Genomic DNA, 14,959 nt, shown 5'->3' with positions numbered 1-14,959 from the left:
GCCGGAACCTTCCGGCTTTGTCGGGGTCAGGCCGCGTAGGAGCCAAGGGTCACCTGATTGCGCCCCTCCGCCTTTGCGGCATAGAGGGCGCGATCCGCGATTTCGAGCAGCGTATCAATGTTTGAGGGCTCAGGGCCTGATGCGCCCCCCATCGCCAGGCCGATAGAGGCGGACACGGTCACGGGTGTTCCATCCGCTGTGATCGTGGCGGGCTTCGAACAGATCACGGTTCTCAGCCGTTCCGCGACAGCGCGTGCCTCCACCAAGGAGGTCATCGGCATACAGACCAGAAATTCCTCACCGCCGAATCGCGCCAGCAGATCCATGTTGCGCAGCGTGTCGCGCAGCCGTTTGGCAACTTCGACAAGCACCGCATCACCGACGCCATGCCCGAAGGTGTCGTTTACGGATTTGAACTTGTCGATATCGATTAGCATCACGGCAAAATGCTGTTGTTTTTCGAGAGCTTGATCGATCAGGTTTTCCAGATGCGGGATCGCGTAATGGCGGTTGTAGAGACCGGTCAGCTTGTCCCGTGTGGCAAGCCGCAACCCTTCGTCGAGAGTCAGGGTCAGCAGGTCGGCCTCCTTCTTGCGGCGCATTTGGGTGCGCAGGCGCAGGGCCATTTCCTCCGGATCAGCGCCACGGGTGATGAGGTCATTGGCCCCTAGATCAAGCGCCATAAGGGCCTCATTGCGGTCCTGCTGACCGTGCACCACCACGATGCCTGCATTGCGCGTGGCCTGACGTGCTCGCAGATCGGAGATCAGCCGGAGCCCGTCACGCGACCCGCCCGCCTGTGCGGAGACCACATAAAGGTCGGAAATGTCGCCGTGATAGATGGCCTCCAGAACGTGATCGGCCCGCTCTATGGTGATGTCATCATGCACCATCCCCTTGAGACCCGCCCGCCATGACATGGCCTCCTCCGTCGTGGAGCCGATCAGGGTGATCCGTCCGGGGGTCTCGTAAGACTGCGTGGCTTCCGAGAAGCCCAGAGCATGAGCGGTCTCATTACGGCGACGGAGTTCTTCGGAGGTGGCAGAGGCCCGCATGAGGGTGCGTACACGGGCGGTCAGGGTCAATTCATCCAACGGTTTTGAGAGGAATTCGTCCGCGCCTGCCTTGAGTGCGGAAATTTTGGCATCCGGTCTTTGGGCCGGTGTGATGATCGCGACGGGAATATGGCGTGTGCGCGGGTCGGATTTCAACCGCCGGCAGGCCTCGTTCCCGCTCATATCCCCGAGATTGCTGTCAAGGATGATCAGGTTGGGCCGCTTGTCGCGCGCAAGCGCCAGAGCTTCTTCTCCGCTGGAGGCCTGTGTGACATCGTAAAAGGCCGCAGAAAGTTTGACCTTCAGGATGATCCTGTTGGTTGGCACATTGTCAGCGATGAGAATTCTGCCCGCCATGTCACTGTCCCTTCCCTTAGCTGGTCGTTTTGCGTCGATGCCATTCTGGTGCGTGTGTGTCGTTTTCAGGATTGTTATTCCGATCCGGTGTTTCTGTTGTTGCCTATGGGGAGGACTTTCGGTGAGAAAGGTTAAGAAAGCGTTTCCAATCACTGAGGGTCTCCACAGATGCAGCAAGAATCCGCCGAACTGATCGGGTTGAAAGTCCTGGGATGGCTGGCTTCCGACGAAGATATTTTCCCGGTTTTTCTGGGCGCGAGCGGCATTGCGGCCAATGAGTTGAAAGAGCGGGCAGGCGAGGTGGAGATTCTCTGCGCCGTGCTGGATTTCGTGACGATGGATGACGAGTGGGTGCAGGCTTGTGCGCGGGCCACGGGGCTCGATCCGCACGACCCCATGCGCGCGCGCCAAGCCCTTCCCGGCGGCGCGCAGATACATTGGACGTGACACCATGCAGATGACCGGACCTCAGGGGCAAAAGATCGAGGCCATCCTGTTCGATAAGGACGGGACGTTGATGGATTTCCAGCGCAGTTGGGGGCCGTGGACCGCGTGGGTGATCGAGAGTCGAAGCGCGGCGCAAGGGGCGGATAAAAACGCCGTGGCACAGGCGCTTGGCTTTGATCTTGCCGCGCAGATATTCCATCCGGACAGCGCCGTGATTGCGGGCACGCCGGAAGATGCCGTCACGATTTTGCAGCCGTTTTTCCCCGCGAACACGCCGCAAGAGATTGTCGGCTGGCTCGATCCGGACGCCACGCATTTTACGCCCGCGGTTGTGCCGGGGGTGAAGGAGAGCTGTGATACGTTCGGGCGTCTTGGGATGAAACAGGCTGTGGTGACCAATGATTTCGAAGCCGCCGCGCGGGATCATCTGGAGCTGATGGGGCTGGCGCATCTTTTTGACGAGGTGATCGGCTATGACAGTGGCTTTGGCGGCAAACCGGCGGCTGGGCCGTGTCTGGGGGCCGCCGGGCGTCTTGGTGTCGCGCCCGAAGCCTGTGTGATGGTCGGGGACAGCCTGCATGATCTGGAGGCAGGGCGGTGCGCGGGCATGATCCCTGTGGCTGTGCTGACGGGCGTGGCACGGGCGGAGGACCTCGCCCCTCACGCGGCTGTTGTGCTCGATAGCGTGGCGGACCTTCCGCAATGGCTCTGCTCATAGCTTATTGAATTCAAACAGTTTCAACAGGCTCTCTTGCGGTTTTCCCGGAGTTGGTAATTTCTTAAGAGTGTTGCGCTACATCTCTCCCATGTGAACGTGGGAGGCATGGCACTCATGCATGGTATGATTAACCGGGCGCTTCAATGCTTTATGCAGGACACTTACGGCCCTGACATCTGGGAAGCTGTTGTGCAGACAGCGGATCTTGGCTTCGACAATTTCGAGGCGATGTTGAACTATCCGGACCATGTCTCGCTGGAGGTTCTGCGCTGTGCCGCGCGGCATTTGCAGAAGCCTGCGGAAGCGTTCCTTGAAGATCTCGGCACCTATCTCGTGTCGCATCCCAATGTCGAGGCCATCCGCCGCCTGTTGCGATTCGGAGGCGATGATTGCGTTGAATTTCTTTTCTCGCTCAATGAGTTGGTGGGACGGGCACGATTGGCGCTTCCTGAACTCGAAATGCCCTCCCTGTGGGTCGAACCGGTCAGGGAGGGACAATTCCGCCTCAGGTGTTCGCATGCCTTGCCGGGTGCTGGCTATGTCATGCTCGGTGTGATGCGTGCGATGGCCGATGATTACGGCGCTCTGGTGTTTCTCGAACATCAGGGGTGGCGTGATTCGGGGGAGGAAACCGTCACGATCAATCTGCTGGAAACGGCCTATACGGAAGGGCGAAGCTTTGAACTGTCCGAACGGCTTGTGGGGTGAGACGTGAGTGTGGTGACGCCTGTGACATGCGATGTGAACCCGCTTCTGGCCTTCATGCCGTTGAGCCTGACCTTTTGCGACGCGGGGGTGATCTTGTCGGTGGGGCCGACGCTCGCGAAATTGCGCCCTGCGGAGGAGTTGATCGGCCGACAGGTGACAGAGGTGTTTGCGCTGCGCGATCATGGACGGGGGCGCGGTGCGGGGCCTGTGCCGTTGGATACCAAACTGTCTCTCACTTTCCGCTCCGGTCGTCCGACACCGCTCAAGGGGATGGCGGCGGCGCTTCCGAACGTGGGGGCGAATTTCCTCAACCTGTCCTTCGGAATCTCCATCGTGGATGCTGTGGCCGACTACCGTTTGAGCGCGGGCGATTTTGCCCATACCGATCTGGCGATTGAAATGCTCTATCTGGTGGAGGCGAAATCTGCCGTTATGGAAGAGACCAAAGAGCTGAACGCCCGTCTGCAACACGCGAAAGCTGCGGCGGAAGAACAGGCTGTGACCGATATGCTGACGGGGCTGAGGAACCGGCGGGCGCTGGACCAACATCTGGAACGCCTTTTGCGAAGCAATACGTCCTTCGCGCTGATGCACCTTGATCTCGATTATTTCAAAACGGTGAATGACACCTTGGGCCATGCCGCTGGTGATGCGGTTTTGCAGAAGGTGGCCGGTATTCTGCGGGAGGAAACCGGAGAGGATGATCTCGCGGCGCGTTTGGGCGGGGATGAATTCATTCTGGTCTATAAGACATGCTCCCATGACACAGACCTCGTGGCAAAGGCGCAGCGCCTGATTTCGCGGTTGGAGGAGCCAATTCCGTATCAGGGCAAACCTTGCAGCATTTCAGCCTCTATCGGGATCACGACAACCGGATTTTATGACACCCCCTCCGCGAAACAGATGATTCATGACGCTGATCTGGCACTCTATCAGTCTAAAGATGGCGGGCGAGGACATGCGACGATGTTTGATCCGGTAGCCTATTCCAAGGCCCGGTCCCCGCTCCGGAGCGAGGCTGCGGGACGTGCGATATCGCATGGAGGATAGTGGTGTGAGATCTGTGTTGGAAAAATTATGGAGAAAATTGCAATTCCATAAAGAATCCCTCTTGCGCCGCCCGCGCGTATTTCATAGATACGCGCCACGCAAAGCGCGGTCCGTTCGTCTATCGGTTAGGACGCCAGGTTTTCAACCTGGAAAGAGGGGTTCGATTCCCCTACGGACTGCCACTTTTATTTCCCTAAAATATGACAGGTCGCAAGACCGCTCCGCATCTGCAAATGACACATGCCTATCGCGTAGGCTGTGCTCCTGTCTTGGCTTTCGCCGTGTCAAAAGACAGGACGCTCTGCGCCCTGTCTCATGTGGTTCAGATTCGAAAGATCGGCTGCAACAGGCGCGGCACAAAGGCATTGAACCTCAAAGGCGCATCCGTCGCGGCAAGGCAGATACAGGGCGGGCCGGCCTCTGCGACCGGCGTGTGCTCCAGATCCTGATCGGCGACCTCGGCATCACCCACGTCGAACCGACCGGTTTCATCCACAAAGCTGCCCTGAAGTACCAGCGTGAGTTCCAGCCCGTTATGCCCGTGATCCGGCACGGCTTGTCCCGGAGGGATATACAAAAGCCGCACAGAGCCTTCCGAATTGCCCGTAAGGATGCACTGACGGACGCCCAGCCCCAAGGATTTCCAGCGTGGAGGGCGACCTTTGAGGGCGGCCATGACCGGTCCGGGGTAGATGCCGGAGCGGCTGTGCGCGGGCTGCGGCACAACGGGGGTATCGAGCATGGCCATGACTCCGGTTTTCAGATCACCGGAAAGCGCCTCGGTCGAGGCCATTTCCAGCACCGCCCCACCAAGCATCTGATGGGCCTCGTAATTGGCGCGGCATTCCAGACACATCGACAGATGCGTGGCCACCACGAGCGCATAAGGCTCCGACAAAGACCCTGTCGCATAGGCTGCGAGCACGTGGTCCGGAATATGATGCGTGATTTCAGCCATCTGATCGCATGTCCTTCAATTCATGGCGCAATTTTTCCAGTCCCAAACGGATTCTGGATTTGATCGTGCCAAGCGGCAGGCCGGTCTGGGATTTGATCTCCTGATGGGTCAATTCTCCCAGATAAGCCTTCTCTATCATCTCGCGCTGGTCCGGTTTCAGCCGGCCAATCGCGGTTTTCAACTTGCAGGCCTCCTGTTCGAGACCCAGCATCTGCTGCGCATCCGGCTCTGTGGCCTGATCTGCGTGCAACTCCTCTGGTACGGGGCGGTTCTCTTTGCGGATCACATCAATCTGGCGATTTCTCGCAATTTGATAAATCCAGCCGGACACCTGTGCGCGTTGAGGGTCGAACATCGCGGATTTGCGCCAGACCGTCAGCATGACATCCTGCACAATCTCTTCCGCCTGACCCGAGCCTGTGCCCGAGCGCATGATGAAGCCCTTCAGCCGCGGGGCAAAATGATCGAAGAGAGCCGCAAACGCCACTTTGTCCCGCGTGTCGCGCACGGCCAGCATCCAAAGCGTTTCCTGAGAGAGTGCGTGCAACGCATCGGCGGCGGGATCGGAGGAAGGGCTCTCCTGTGTCATATCCTGTCGCGGCCTTTCCTTGGCGGCGCCACTGAGGACGCGCCGGTACTCCCTGCGATGTGATGCGGGACGTTCTGTGCTTTCGATCAACATATCCTGACTACGCAGGAAAAAGATAGGCGGATCATTTTTGATCCGATTTTCTTTGCGGTTAAAGCGGGGAGCATATGGTGTGAAGTGCGGGTGATGTCGCTTGCAGCGCTTCTATTGAGCCACGGCCACGACAAACCTAGCGCGATGCTCTCGCATCCGTTTTAATCTGTTTAAACTATAGGGAGGAAAAAGTGGCAGTCCGTAGGGGAATCGAACCCCTCTTTCCAGGTTGAAAACCTGGCGTCCTAACCGATAGACGAACGGACCGCGCTTGGCGTGGCGCGTATCTATGAAATACGCGCGGGCGGCGCAAGAGATATTTTGCTTCCGGAGAGAGTTTTTTCAAAAATTTGTGACGGAAGCGGGCATCAGGCCTCTGCGGCATCTTCCAGACGCAGTTGCACCGATTGCCGTCCGCCCCATGTGTTGATCTCAAGACGGCCGGCCAGATGGAAGCGCGCGCCGCCATGGTGTTCGAGGGCGGGGCCGAGCGGGCTGTCGAAGGCTCCGAAACAGATCGCGTCAAGGCGCGGACCTTGTCCGTCGGAGAAGGTCACTTTGAGGTGGCTCTCACCGACGCGGCGGGCGAAATGGATGGCGCAGTCGGGGAAGGCAAAGCGCGGGGCGGGGGCGGAGGCGCCATAGGGGCCGGCGGCTTCGAGTTGCGCGATCAGTTCGGGGGAGGCCGCGCCAGGCATGAGCATCCCGTCGAGTTTCAGATCCGACGGGCCGAGATCGCCCGCGCCCTGTTTCGCCAGAAGATCCGACAGACGCTCCATCGCAGGCTCCAGCTTGTCACGCATCACGGTCAGCCCCGCAGCCATCTTGTGACCGCCGCCTTTGACCAGAAGACCCTCTGCGGCAAGGCGCTGGATCGAGGCGCCGAGGTCGACGCCGGTGACAGAGCGGCCCGATCCCTTGCCGACGCCGTCTTCGTCGAAGCCGATCACGATGGCGGGGCGGTTGGTGGCCTCTTTGAGTCGCGAGGCGACGATGCCCACCACGCCGGGATGCCAACCATTGCCCGCCGCCCAGACCAGCGGCGCGTCGAGACCGCGTTGCTCGGCTTGCACCAAAGCCTCATCGCGCACCGCATTCTCGATCTCGCGGCGTTCCGTGTTGAGATGGTCGAGGCGTTCGGCAAGGGCCTGCGCCTCGTTCGGGTCCTCGGTGGAGAGCAGGCGCGCGCCCAGATCGGCGGCTCCGATCCGTCCGCCCGCGTTGATGCGGGGTCCCAAGAGAAAGCCGAGCGAATAGGAGGTGGGCGCACTGTCCATGCGCGAGACATCCGCAAGCGCGCGCAGCCCGATGCGTTCGCGGCGGGCCATGACCTTGAGTCCTTGCCGCACCAGCGCACGGTTCACGCCGACCAGCGGGGCGACATCGGCCACGGTGGCCAGCGCCACGAGATCGAGCATTGCCATGAGATCAGGGCCTTTGGCGCCTTCGCTGCGCATCTGGCGTCCGGCTTCGACCAGCATGAGAAAGACGACAGAGGCGGCACAGAGATGCGCCAGATCGCCGCTTTCGTCCTGACGGTTCGGGTTCACCACGGCGACGCACTCCGGCAGGGTCTCGCCGCCCAAGTGGTGATCCAGCACCATCACATCCGCACCTTTCGCGGCGGCAATGGCCTCATGGGACAGGGTGCCGCAATCGACGCAGATGATGAGGTCGTGATCGCGGGCCAGCCCCTCCATCGCCGGTTCGTTGGGGCCATAGCCCTCGTCGATCCGGTCGGGAATGTAGAGGGTCGAGGGCAGGCCCATCTGCCGCAGCCATGTGATCAGCAGCGCCGCAGAGGTGCCGCCATCCACATCGTAATCGGCAAACACAGCGATTTTCTCGCGGGCTTTGACGGCTTTGAGAAAACGTGTGGCGGCGGTGCCCATGTCTTTGAGCGTCAAGGGATCGGGCAGCAGGTCTTTGAGCTTGGGCTCAAGGAAATTTGCCACATCATCGGGGGCCACGCCGCGCCGTGCGAGGGTCTGGCACAGGGGCAGGGGCAGGGCGGTCTGTTGCGCGAGCGCCTCGGCCAGACGGTTGCGTTCGACCGAGGGGCCGACCCAGCGGCGACCTGTGAGAGACGCGGAAACATTCAGGAAATCATGCATGGCTCATGTATCGCCCAAGCGTGCGAAACTTGCAATCGCGCATGAAAAAGGCGGCCCGAAAGAGCCGCCTTCAAAATGGGAAAACCCGCCGCTTATTTCTTGATCGGGTTGCGGTAGGTCATGTGACGCACGGAGCCGGTTTTCGAGCGCATTAGGATGGTTTCCGTGGTCAGGTGGGTCGGCTCGCGTTTGATGCCGCGCACAATGGAACCATCGGTGACACCGGTGGCGGCAAAGATCACGTCGGAGGTCACAAGCTCGTCGCGCGAGTAGACCTTGTTGAGATCGGTGATGCCGGCTTTGGCGGCGCGGCCCCGTTCGTCATCATTGCGGAACAACAGGCGGCCCCACATCTGGCCCCCCATGCATTTGAGCGCGGAGGCGGCGAGAACGCCTTCTGGTGCGCCACCGGAGCCCATATACATGTCGATCCCTGTTGTCGGTTCGGCACAGTGGATGACACCGGCGACATCGCCATCGGTGATGAGGCGGATGGCGCAACCTGTGGCACGCAGCTCGGCGATCATGTCTTCGTGGCGCGGACGTTCCAGCACGCACAGGGTGATTTGGTTGGGCGCAACGCCTTTGGCCTTTGCGAGGGCGTGAACCCGTTCGGTCGGCGTCATGTCCAGCGAGACGACGTTTTCGGGATAGCCGGGGCCGATGGCAAGTTTGTCCATATAGACATCCGGCGCGTGCAGCAGCGTGCCGCGCGGGGCCATGGCGATCACGGTCAGCGCGTTGGGCATGTCTTTGGCGGTCAGGGTTGTGCCTTCGAGCGGATCAAGCGCGATGTCCACGGCGGGTCCGTTGCCGGAGCCGACTTCTTCGCCGATGAAGAGCATCGGGGCTTCGTCGCGCTCGCCTTCGCCGATCACCACGACACCTTTGATGTCGAGCGAGTTGAGCTGTTCGCGCATGGCGTTCACAGCGGCCTGATCCGCGGCTTTCTCGTCCCCGAGGCCGATGAAATCGGCGGAGGCGAGGGCGGCCTGCTCTGCGACGCGGGCGAGGCCAAGGGAAAGCATACGGTCATGGAAGGTGGGAGTTTGCGACATGTCTTACGGGTCCTTTTCGGCGGACAGGGAGTTCTGTTCTCCCTTCATGACCACATGTTCCCGAGCGGGGCAAGGGTAGGGGAGTTGTCACAGCGCTAACATTTCCATGTTTGCGCCAACAGTCTGGAAAGGTGAAGTTTTTGCGACGTTTTGATGCGTCGCGACACGGCGGGTTGCGTGGATTTTCCCGCGTCCGAATTGGCGCGGGCGGGCAGCATCCGAACATGCGCCCGCCTTCGTCGTGTGTGAATGGACGCGCGGAAAAGGGCCGTGCGTTACAGGTTTTCGATGCGGATCGCGACGGGGTTTGTGGCGAGAACCCCCGTGGCTTTCATGCCGTCGAGAGCGGCGTCCAGCGAGGCGCGTGAGGTGGCATCTGTGACGATGAGCACGGGCGCAACCTCGGGGTTCACGTCCTGACCGTATTGGCGCATCCGGTCGATGGAGACACCCGCATCGCCCAGAGCGGCGGCGATTTTCGCCAAGGCACCCGGTTTGTCCAGAAGCGACATGCGCAGGTAATAGGGCGCGGGGGTGGCGGCGACTGCGGGGGTGGATTTCTCCAGCGCAGCGGCGGGCACGCCAAAGGTCGGCACGCGAATGCCACGGGCGATGTCGAGCACGTCGGACATGACGGCAGAGGCGGTGGGACCTTCGCCCGCACCTGCGCCGCGCAGCACGATCTGGCCTACCTCGTCGCCTTCCAGCACACACATATTGGTGGCATTTTCCAACTGTCCCAAGGGCGAGAGCGCCGGCACAAGGCAAGGTGTCATGCGCTGCTCAAGGCCACGGCCCGTCATCTGCGCAACCCCCAGAAGTTTGATACGATAGCCCATGTCGGCGGCGTGGCGGATGTCCTCGATGGTGATCCGTTCGATGCCTTCGAGCACCATATTGTCGAAATCGACCTGCGTGCCAAAGCCGATGGCGGCCAGAAGCGCCAGTTTGTGACCGGCGTCGATTCCGCCCACGTCCAAAGTCGGATCGGCTTCGAGATAGCCAAGGGCCTTTGCGGCCTCGAATACCTCGTCATAGGAGAGGCCTTCGTTCTCCATGCGGGTCAGAATGTAGTTGCAGGTGCCGTTCATCACGCCCGCGATGCGCTCGATCCGGTTGCCCGCAAGCCCTTCGGTCAGGGCTTTGATCACCGGAATGCCGCCCGCGACAGCCGCTTCAAAACGCAGGGCCGCGCCTTTGGCTTCGGCTTTTTCGGCCAGCATCTGACCGTGATGGGCGAGCATCGCCTTGTTCGCGGTAACCACATCCTTGCCTGCGGCAAGCGCGGCTTCGGTTGCGGCCTTGGCCGGACCGTCAGAGCCGCCCATCAGTTCGACGAACAGATCGACATCATCGCGCAGCGCCAGAGCCACGGGATCGTCTTCCCACGCGTAACCGGAAATCGTCACGCCGCGATCCTTGTCGCGGGAGCGTGCGGAGACGGCGGAGATGACCACGGATCGCCCCGTGCGCTGTGCCAGAAGGTTGGCTTTGCGCTGGATGATCTTGATCACGCCGACGCCAACGGTGCCAAGACCTGCAATGCCAAGACGCAGGGGGGCTTGGGAGGACGGGGTATTGGGCATAGGAGGCTCCGGCTGGGGCAAAAACTGACCGTTCTGATAGCGGTGAACGGGGGTATGTGCAACTCTTGTGCGCGTTTGGTCTCGTGCGGGTGTCGCTTTGTTGATGCTCAGTCGGCGGCGTTCAGCTGCGTAACGGCGGACTGGAGCTGGTCGCGCTCTGTCTGGTTCAGGATGGGCGCTCGCGACAGGCGGCTGGCGCGGGCCTGCAAGGCTGCGGCGCGGGCCTCCAGAGTTTGCGCCTGATCCAGACTGTCCTCTTCGCTGCCCGTTGCGGTCCCGCTCTGGGCCAAGTTGGCGCTGTCCAGAAGGCTGGGCCAAGGCTGGTCCGGATCAATAGGGGCCACGCGGCCCGACAGATCAGGGCGCTCGGCACAGGCGGACAGGCCGAGCATCAGGGCAATCCCCCCTGTCAGAAGCAGCGATGATGGGCGTGTGTGCGACATGAGAGATTCCCGGACGAGGTTGCTTTCTCCGTTCTAGCCTGCGGCGCGGCGCGGGACAATCCGCCTTTCCCTTTTGGCCGCCTCGGGCTAAAGCGCATGGGGTAAGCCAGTGTGTGCCAGAGGAGAGAGCCGATGAGTGATCTGAATGTGACCCCGTCGCCGATGCGTCGTGTGAGTGCCGTGGCGATGCTTGGCGTGCTCGGAGTTTTGCTCCTGCGTGTCGCGCTCGGGCCAGAGGCCCTTGGGGCGGGCTGGGTCGCCATGCTGCTGGTCTTTGCGGCGGCGGTGTTCTGGGTGTCCTGGCGCTTGTGGCAGGCAACAGCCTGTCGGCTTGTTCTGACGGAAGAGGAACTGGTCGAGGAAGGGCTGGATGGCACGCGTGGGCGTGTGCTGTGTCGGCTGGATGATATTGCAGGGGTCGAGCGGGGCACTTTTGCCTTCAAGCCGTCGAACGGGTTTATGATCCGTCTGAAAACGCCGGCTTCGCGTGTCTGGGCCCCCGGCTTGTGGTGGCGCTTTGGCAAGCGCGTGGGCGTGGGCGGTGTCACCCCCGCAGGGCAGGGCAAGGCGATGGCGGATGTGATTGCGGCGCGGATCGGCACGGGTGCGCGGATCGATTGATCTGCGCCCGATTGGCTCCGGCGTCCGGATGTCGCGGGAGCTGTGCCGGACACTTGTGAAGCGGGAGGCCGGACGCCGTTTTAGTTGGTCAAACTGCCAATGATTGATGACAGAAGCCCGTCTGAAGACTCTTCCGTGCCATCGGAATGGACGTAGCTGCTGCCGCTGCCAACGGTTCCGTCGTCGAAGGCCACTTGCGAGGAAAAGCGCGGCTTCGTGGTGACCACATCGGTAAAGTCGACATCTCCCAATCCGACATCAAAGAAAGGCGACCATGTGCGGCTGGTCTCGACAACAAGGACTTGTTCGCCATCGGACATCAAAGGCAAGACGCCTTCGATCGTGTCGAGATCGCTGTTGGTGAGCGCGTCATAGTTGCCGGTGCCATAGGACCAGACCAGCTGGTAATATTCGGTGCCTTCGTCATCCACAACAAATTGCACGGCAGAGGCGCGCAGGGCGATGTCTGCGTCATTGTTCAGGAACCTGTAGAGATCCGCCAGCCCGTCCACGAAAACCCCGTCAATCTCGTCGGTTTGACGCGAGAGGTAATCCGAGATCGTGTAATTGGCCTGGTTCGCATCGGTCTTGGCGCCGAAAGCGAGAAAAAACGTGATGATGAACAGCAACAAGAAGATCAGCAGAGGCAGCACCAGAACGGTCTCGACGACCCCTGAACCACTCTCGTCGCGGCGGAACTGTTGGCAGAGCCGGCGCAGGTTGCGCTTCGGAAGCCGATACGGATGAGCAGGTTTCATGATCAGCCTCCTTAACTGTTGGGTTCGTTAACAAAACCGGCGGTCGCCACCATCGCGTAGCCCGAGCCGGGGGTCTCTTCCAGCGCGGCGCCAAGCCAGCTGGTCGGGAAGAACGGATCAACCAGCACACAGGCGCGCACCAGCATCAACTCGTTCTCGCTCCCTGCATTAAAGGTCGTATTTGGGACGACATCTTCGGAGCGGTCGATACATTCTGCAAGACTGTCGGGATACTCGAAATCATTCGCGTCGATCGGTTCGAGAGCGATGTGAATGTTCTCTTCGCAATTGTTCACATATTTGGCGTAGTCACAGGTCGCGGTTTTGAGCGTGTCGAGCGTGACCTCCGACATGTTTCCAAGGCGCACGTCACGCACGGCCAGATCAAGTCCGCGGTTCAACATGGTGTTGACGACATTATAGTAACCGACTTCAAAGCCCCCCAATACGAAAGCGACGAAGAGCGGGAACACGATCACGAATTCGACCGTGGCGTTGCCGTTATCGTCTTTCGCATGACGGCGCGAGAGGCCGCGCAGCTTTGAGAAAACGCTCATTCGACCAGCCTCAACTCGGTGATTTTGGAAGCAATGGCCGCGAAAGCCTCCGAGATTTCCGTGCCTTCAACGTCGTAGTAATGCGAATCCGAGGATGCGCAGTCTTGCATGACTTTCTGTCCGTCGTCGGGTGCTTCAAAACCGATGGCAAAGATGATTGTGCCTGCGTTTTTCGCGGCAGTGCAGATGTCGGACAGGCGGTCATCTTTCGTGTTCGAGCCGATGTAGACTTGGGTTTTGTCGAGCCAGTCGTAGTAGACGTCGGAATCTTTGCCTGCGGCGAGATAACGCGCATATGCGTGGTTTTTGACGGTCATGGTGGACCAGACTTCAGGCCAGCTCAGTTCCCAAATGTCATCCGTGTCATCAAGGTCATAGGGAAGGATGGTATAAATGTCGTTGTTGCTCAGTCGCGTATAGCGGGTGATGGTGGAGCAGTTGTAATAGTACCATCTTCCGTTCTTTTTATAGGACGAGCAACTGGTATAGTCCTCACCCACAAAAACACGCCCGTCTTTATCTGCATAGACACCCGTGGAATAGCCGTCACGGTAGGGATCAGGAATGTAATACTGAGCCGTGTTTTCCCCGTCTGTCATGACGACAAGGTATTTTTGTGAATCGTCTGCGGAAGCCGGTTGATCCGTGCCGGAGATAGCCTGTGCCGATTCATCCAGAAGGGCCGCGCCCCATTTGACGCCGAGGTCGATGGAGGTATTCCCTTCTGCATAGAGGTTGGTGATGTAGGTCTCGATTGTGCCTTGATTGTTAGTGAAGGGTAGAATCTCGCGAGAGCTATCGGGCGCACAGACTTCAAGCGTTAGATCCTCGTCTAGATCGTCCCAATCGTTATACCAAGGGTCGAAATCCAGCGTCTGTTCGTAATACCGGGTGGTGTCCTCGTCATCTTTATAAGTCAAAGGCACAGAAGAGAAATCGCTCTCTACGAAGTTGAGGCAATAGGATTTGTCATGTGCATCTGTCAGGTTGAATTTTGACAGAATGTCATCGCCAGCGTTCACTTGGGTGGCGTAGGGCACGATGGAAATCGACACTTCGTCGCTACCAGCATTGTCAAAGATGGTCTGGGTGAATTCTTTGGCGGCGGATTTCAGGTTTTTCAGGCGGCTGTAGCTGTTCATTGAGCCGGAAACATCGAGCACCAAGGCCACTTCGAGGCCGGAGATGCCTTGCTCTGCGGTGCTGTGGCTTGTCATTTCCAGATCGTCAATGGCGACGAATTTCAGGAAATAGGTCGGGATTGTTGCTTCCACATTGGCGGTCACCTGACGGCCGTCGCCAAGCGGTGTAATGACGATCTCGTCTTCGTTGAGATATTCGCGCAATCCGGCTTTCTCGAAATAGTCGATCACAATATCTTTGGGATCGTTGGTGTTTCTGAGGTTGGTTGCAGCCAGAACGGCGCGGTCCAGCGTATTCTGCAACTCCACGCGCAGGGCTTCATGGCGCATGAAATCAAGCCCCATCCCCGCCACAAGCAGAATGATCACAAAACAGAACAAGCCGAGAATCGTGATCGAACCCTGTTCGTCACGTGTAAACCGGCGGCGCAAACGCCAAACCTCCGCAGTCGCCTTCAGGCGTGCGCGGACGGGCCCTTTGCCCAATTTCAACAGATGAAGGTCCGCTTCGCGGCTATCAACTTTACCCAACATGACACCGTCTCTTTATTCGAGTGGTGCCCCCTAATTCCCAGTTTGCGCTTTGGTGTGGCCGGATTTTCCCGTGCATGACACACCTTGCACAGCGGGTATTTTTAGCCTCTATTTACCAGCGGTAAAGCCCGGATGTGTCCGGCCCTGAAATGGCCGCAATACGGGAGAAAA

At 59.7% G+C, this 14,959-nt stretch carries 15 protein-coding genes and 2 tRNA genes; 6 read left to right on the top strand and 11 right to left on the bottom strand.

The features are described 5' to 3' along the window. Positions 1-26: 26 nt before the first annotated feature. Positions 27-1,412 (bottom strand): diguanylate cyclase, encoded by a 1,386-nt coding sequence (locus tag BM152_RS06335; protein WP_066599364.1) that lies wholly within the window; start codon positions 1,410-1,412, stop codon positions 27-29. Positions 1,413-1,580: 168 nt separating this feature from the next. Between BM152_RS06335 and BM152_RS06330 the strand changes: the two genes are divergently transcribed. From BM152_RS06330 to BM152_RS06310, 5 genes are all read left to right on the top strand, one after another. Continuing rightward, the gene (locus BM152_RS06330; protein WP_066599358.1) at positions 1,581-1,859 is read left to right on the top strand and encodes a DUF3572 domain-containing protein; all 279 of its coding nucleotides are present in this window, start codon (positions 1,581-1,583) and stop codon (positions 1,857-1,859) included. A 4-nt stretch (positions 1,860-1,863) separates the two neighbouring features. Next, on the top strand, positions 1,864-2,577 hold the full coding sequence (locus tag BM152_RS06325; RefSeq protein ID WP_066599355.1) for an HAD family hydrolase: 714 nt from the start codon (positions 1,864-1,866) through the stop codon (positions 2,575-2,577). A 114-nt stretch (positions 2,578-2,691) separates the two neighbouring features. Then, on the top strand, positions 2,692-3,285 hold the full coding sequence (locus tag BM152_RS06320) for a heme NO-binding domain-containing protein (RefSeq protein WP_066599352.1): 594 nt from the start codon (positions 2,692-2,694) through the stop codon (positions 3,283-3,285). Positions 3,286-3,288: 3 nt separating this feature from the next. After that, the gene (locus BM152_RS06315) at positions 3,289-4,335 is read left to right on the top strand and encodes a GGDEF domain-containing protein (RefSeq protein ID WP_231730465.1); all 1,047 of its coding nucleotides are present in this window, start codon (positions 3,289-3,291) and stop codon (positions 4,333-4,335) included. Positions 4,336-4,442: 107 nt separating this feature from the next. Beyond that, positions 4,443-4,517 (top strand) — tRNA-Glu (locus tag BM152_RS06310). A 140-nt stretch (positions 4,518-4,657) separates the two neighbouring features. On the opposite strand, the gene BM152_RS06305 is transcribed toward BM152_RS06310, so the two are convergent. From BM152_RS06305 to BM152_RS06275, 7 genes are all read right to left on the bottom strand, one after another. After that, positions 4,658-5,293, bottom strand: coding sequence for a ChrR family anti-sigma-E factor (locus BM152_RS06305; RefSeq protein WP_066599350.1), 636 nt, complete (start codon positions 5,291-5,293; stop codon positions 4,658-4,660). Beyond that, positions 5,286-5,882, bottom strand: a complete 597-nt coding sequence (locus BM152_RS06300; RefSeq protein WP_066599348.1) for a sigma-70 family RNA polymerase sigma factor — start codon at positions 5,880-5,882, stop codon at positions 5,286-5,288. Before BM152_RS06300 ends, BM152_RS06305 begins: the two co-directional genes overlap by 8 nt. A gap of 285 nt (positions 5,883-6,167) precedes the next feature. Continuing rightward, positions 6,168-6,242 (bottom strand) — tRNA-Glu (locus tag BM152_RS06295). Positions 6,243-6,343: 101 nt separating this feature from the next. After that, the gene (gene recJ / locus BM152_RS06290) at positions 6,344-8,089 is read right to left on the bottom strand and encodes a single-stranded-DNA-specific exonuclease RecJ (protein WP_066599342.1); all 1,746 of its coding nucleotides are present in this window, start codon (positions 8,087-8,089) and stop codon (positions 6,344-6,346) included. 92 nt (positions 8,090-8,181) lie between these two features. After that, positions 8,182-9,147 carry a class II fructose-bisphosphatase gene (gene glpX / locus BM152_RS06285; protein ID WP_066599340.1) on the bottom strand — a complete coding sequence of 322 codons (966 nt, stop codon included), beginning with the start codon at positions 9,145-9,147 and terminating at the stop codon, positions 8,182-8,184. A 275-nt stretch (positions 9,148-9,422) separates the two neighbouring features. Beyond that, complete coding sequence (locus tag BM152_RS06280) at positions 9,423-10,733, bottom strand: homoserine dehydrogenase (RefSeq protein ID WP_066599338.1); 1,311 nt, start codon at positions 10,731-10,733, stop codon at positions 9,423-9,425. A 107-nt stretch (positions 10,734-10,840) separates the two neighbouring features. Then, on the bottom strand, positions 10,841-11,176 hold the full coding sequence (locus BM152_RS06275) for a hypothetical protein (protein WP_066599335.1): 336 nt from the start codon (positions 11,174-11,176) through the stop codon (positions 10,841-10,843). Positions 11,177-11,308: 132 nt separating this feature from the next. Between BM152_RS06275 and BM152_RS06270 the strand changes: the two genes are divergently transcribed. Further along, positions 11,309-11,797: a hypothetical protein gene (locus BM152_RS06270; RefSeq protein ID WP_066599333.1), complete on the top strand. Its 489-nt coding sequence runs from the start codon at positions 11,309-11,311 to the stop codon at positions 11,795-11,797. Between the two features lie 80 nt (positions 11,798-11,877). Here BM152_RS06270 and BM152_RS06265 read toward each other — a convergent pair whose 3' ends face one another. From BM152_RS06265 to BM152_RS06255, 3 genes are read right to left on the bottom strand one after another with little or no spacing between them, the layout of a single operon-like run. Further along, complete coding sequence (locus BM152_RS06265) at positions 11,878-12,555, bottom strand: TadE/TadG family type IV pilus assembly protein (RefSeq protein ID WP_066599330.1); 678 nt, start codon at positions 12,553-12,555, stop codon at positions 11,878-11,880. Positions 12,556-12,566: 11 nt separating this feature from the next. Next, positions 12,567-13,112, bottom strand: coding sequence for a TadE/TadG family type IV pilus assembly protein (locus tag BM152_RS06260; protein WP_066599328.1), 546 nt, complete (start codon positions 13,110-13,112; stop codon positions 12,567-12,569). Further along, positions 13,109-14,788, bottom strand: coding sequence for a TadE/TadG family type IV pilus assembly protein (locus BM152_RS06255; RefSeq protein WP_066599325.1), 1,680 nt, complete (start codon positions 14,786-14,788; stop codon positions 13,109-13,111). The genes BM152_RS06260 and BM152_RS06255 overlap by 4 nt, the downstream gene beginning before the upstream one ends. Between the last annotated feature and the right edge of the window lie 171 nt (positions 14,789-14,959).

Source organism: Celeribacter halophilus, from assembly GCF_900114135.1.
Lineage (GTDB): Bacteria > Pseudomonadota > Alphaproteobacteria > Rhodobacterales > Rhodobacteraceae > Celeribacter > Celeribacter halophilus.
Note: the sequence above shows the minus strand (reverse complement) of the source record. Positions and strands in the feature narration are given on the sequence as shown.

Bases quoted from the DNA above. Each gene is read 5' to 3' on its own strand.
- BM152_RS06335 (WP_066599364.1), bottom strand. From the start codon at position 1,412: ATGGCGGGCAGAATTCTCATCGCTGACAATGTGCCAACCAACAGGATC.
- BM152_RS06330 (WP_066599358.1), top strand. From the start codon at position 1,581: ATGCAGCAAGAATCCGCCGAACTGATCGGGTTGAAAGTCCTGGGATGG.
- BM152_RS06325 (WP_066599355.1), top strand. From the start codon at position 1,864: ATGCAGATGACCGGACCTCAGGGGCAAAAGATCGAGGCCATCCTGTTC.
- BM152_RS06320 (WP_066599352.1), top strand. From the start codon at position 2,692: ATGCATGGTATGATTAACCGGGCGCTTCAATGCTTTATGCAGGACACT.
- BM152_RS06305 (WP_066599350.1), bottom strand. From the start codon at position 5,293: ATGGCTGAAATCACGCATCATATTCCGGACCACGTGCTCGCAGCCTAT.
- BM152_RS06300 (WP_066599348.1), bottom strand. From the start codon at position 5,882: ATGACACAGGAGAGCCCTTCCTCCGATCCCGCCGCCGATGCGTTGCAC.
- recJ (WP_066599342.1), bottom strand. From the start codon at position 8,089: ATGCATGATTTCCTGAATGTTTCCGCGTCTCTCACAGGTCGCCGCTGG.
- glpX (WP_066599340.1), bottom strand. From the start codon at position 9,147: ATGTCGCAAACTCCCACCTTCCATGACCGTATGCTTTCCCTTGGCCTC.
- BM152_RS06280 (WP_066599338.1), bottom strand. From the start codon at position 10,733: ATGCCCAATACCCCGTCCTCCCAAGCCCCCCTGCGTCTTGGCATTGCA.
- BM152_RS06275 (WP_066599335.1), bottom strand. From the start codon at position 11,176: ATGTCGCACACACGCCCATCATCGCTGCTTCTGACAGGGGGGATTGCC.
- BM152_RS06270 (WP_066599333.1), top strand. From the start codon at position 11,309: ATGAGTGATCTGAATGTGACCCCGTCGCCGATGCGTCGTGTGAGTGCC.
- BM152_RS06265 (WP_066599330.1), bottom strand. From the start codon at position 12,555: ATGAAACCTGCTCATCCGTATCGGCTTCCGAAGCGCAACCTGCGCCGG.
- BM152_RS06260 (WP_066599328.1), bottom strand. From the start codon at position 13,112: ATGAGCGTTTTCTCAAAGCTGCGCGGCCTCTCGCGCCGTCATGCGAAA.
- BM152_RS06255 (WP_066599325.1), bottom strand. From the start codon at position 14,788: ATGTTGGGTAAAGTTGATAGCCGCGAAGCGGACCTTCATCTGTTGAAA.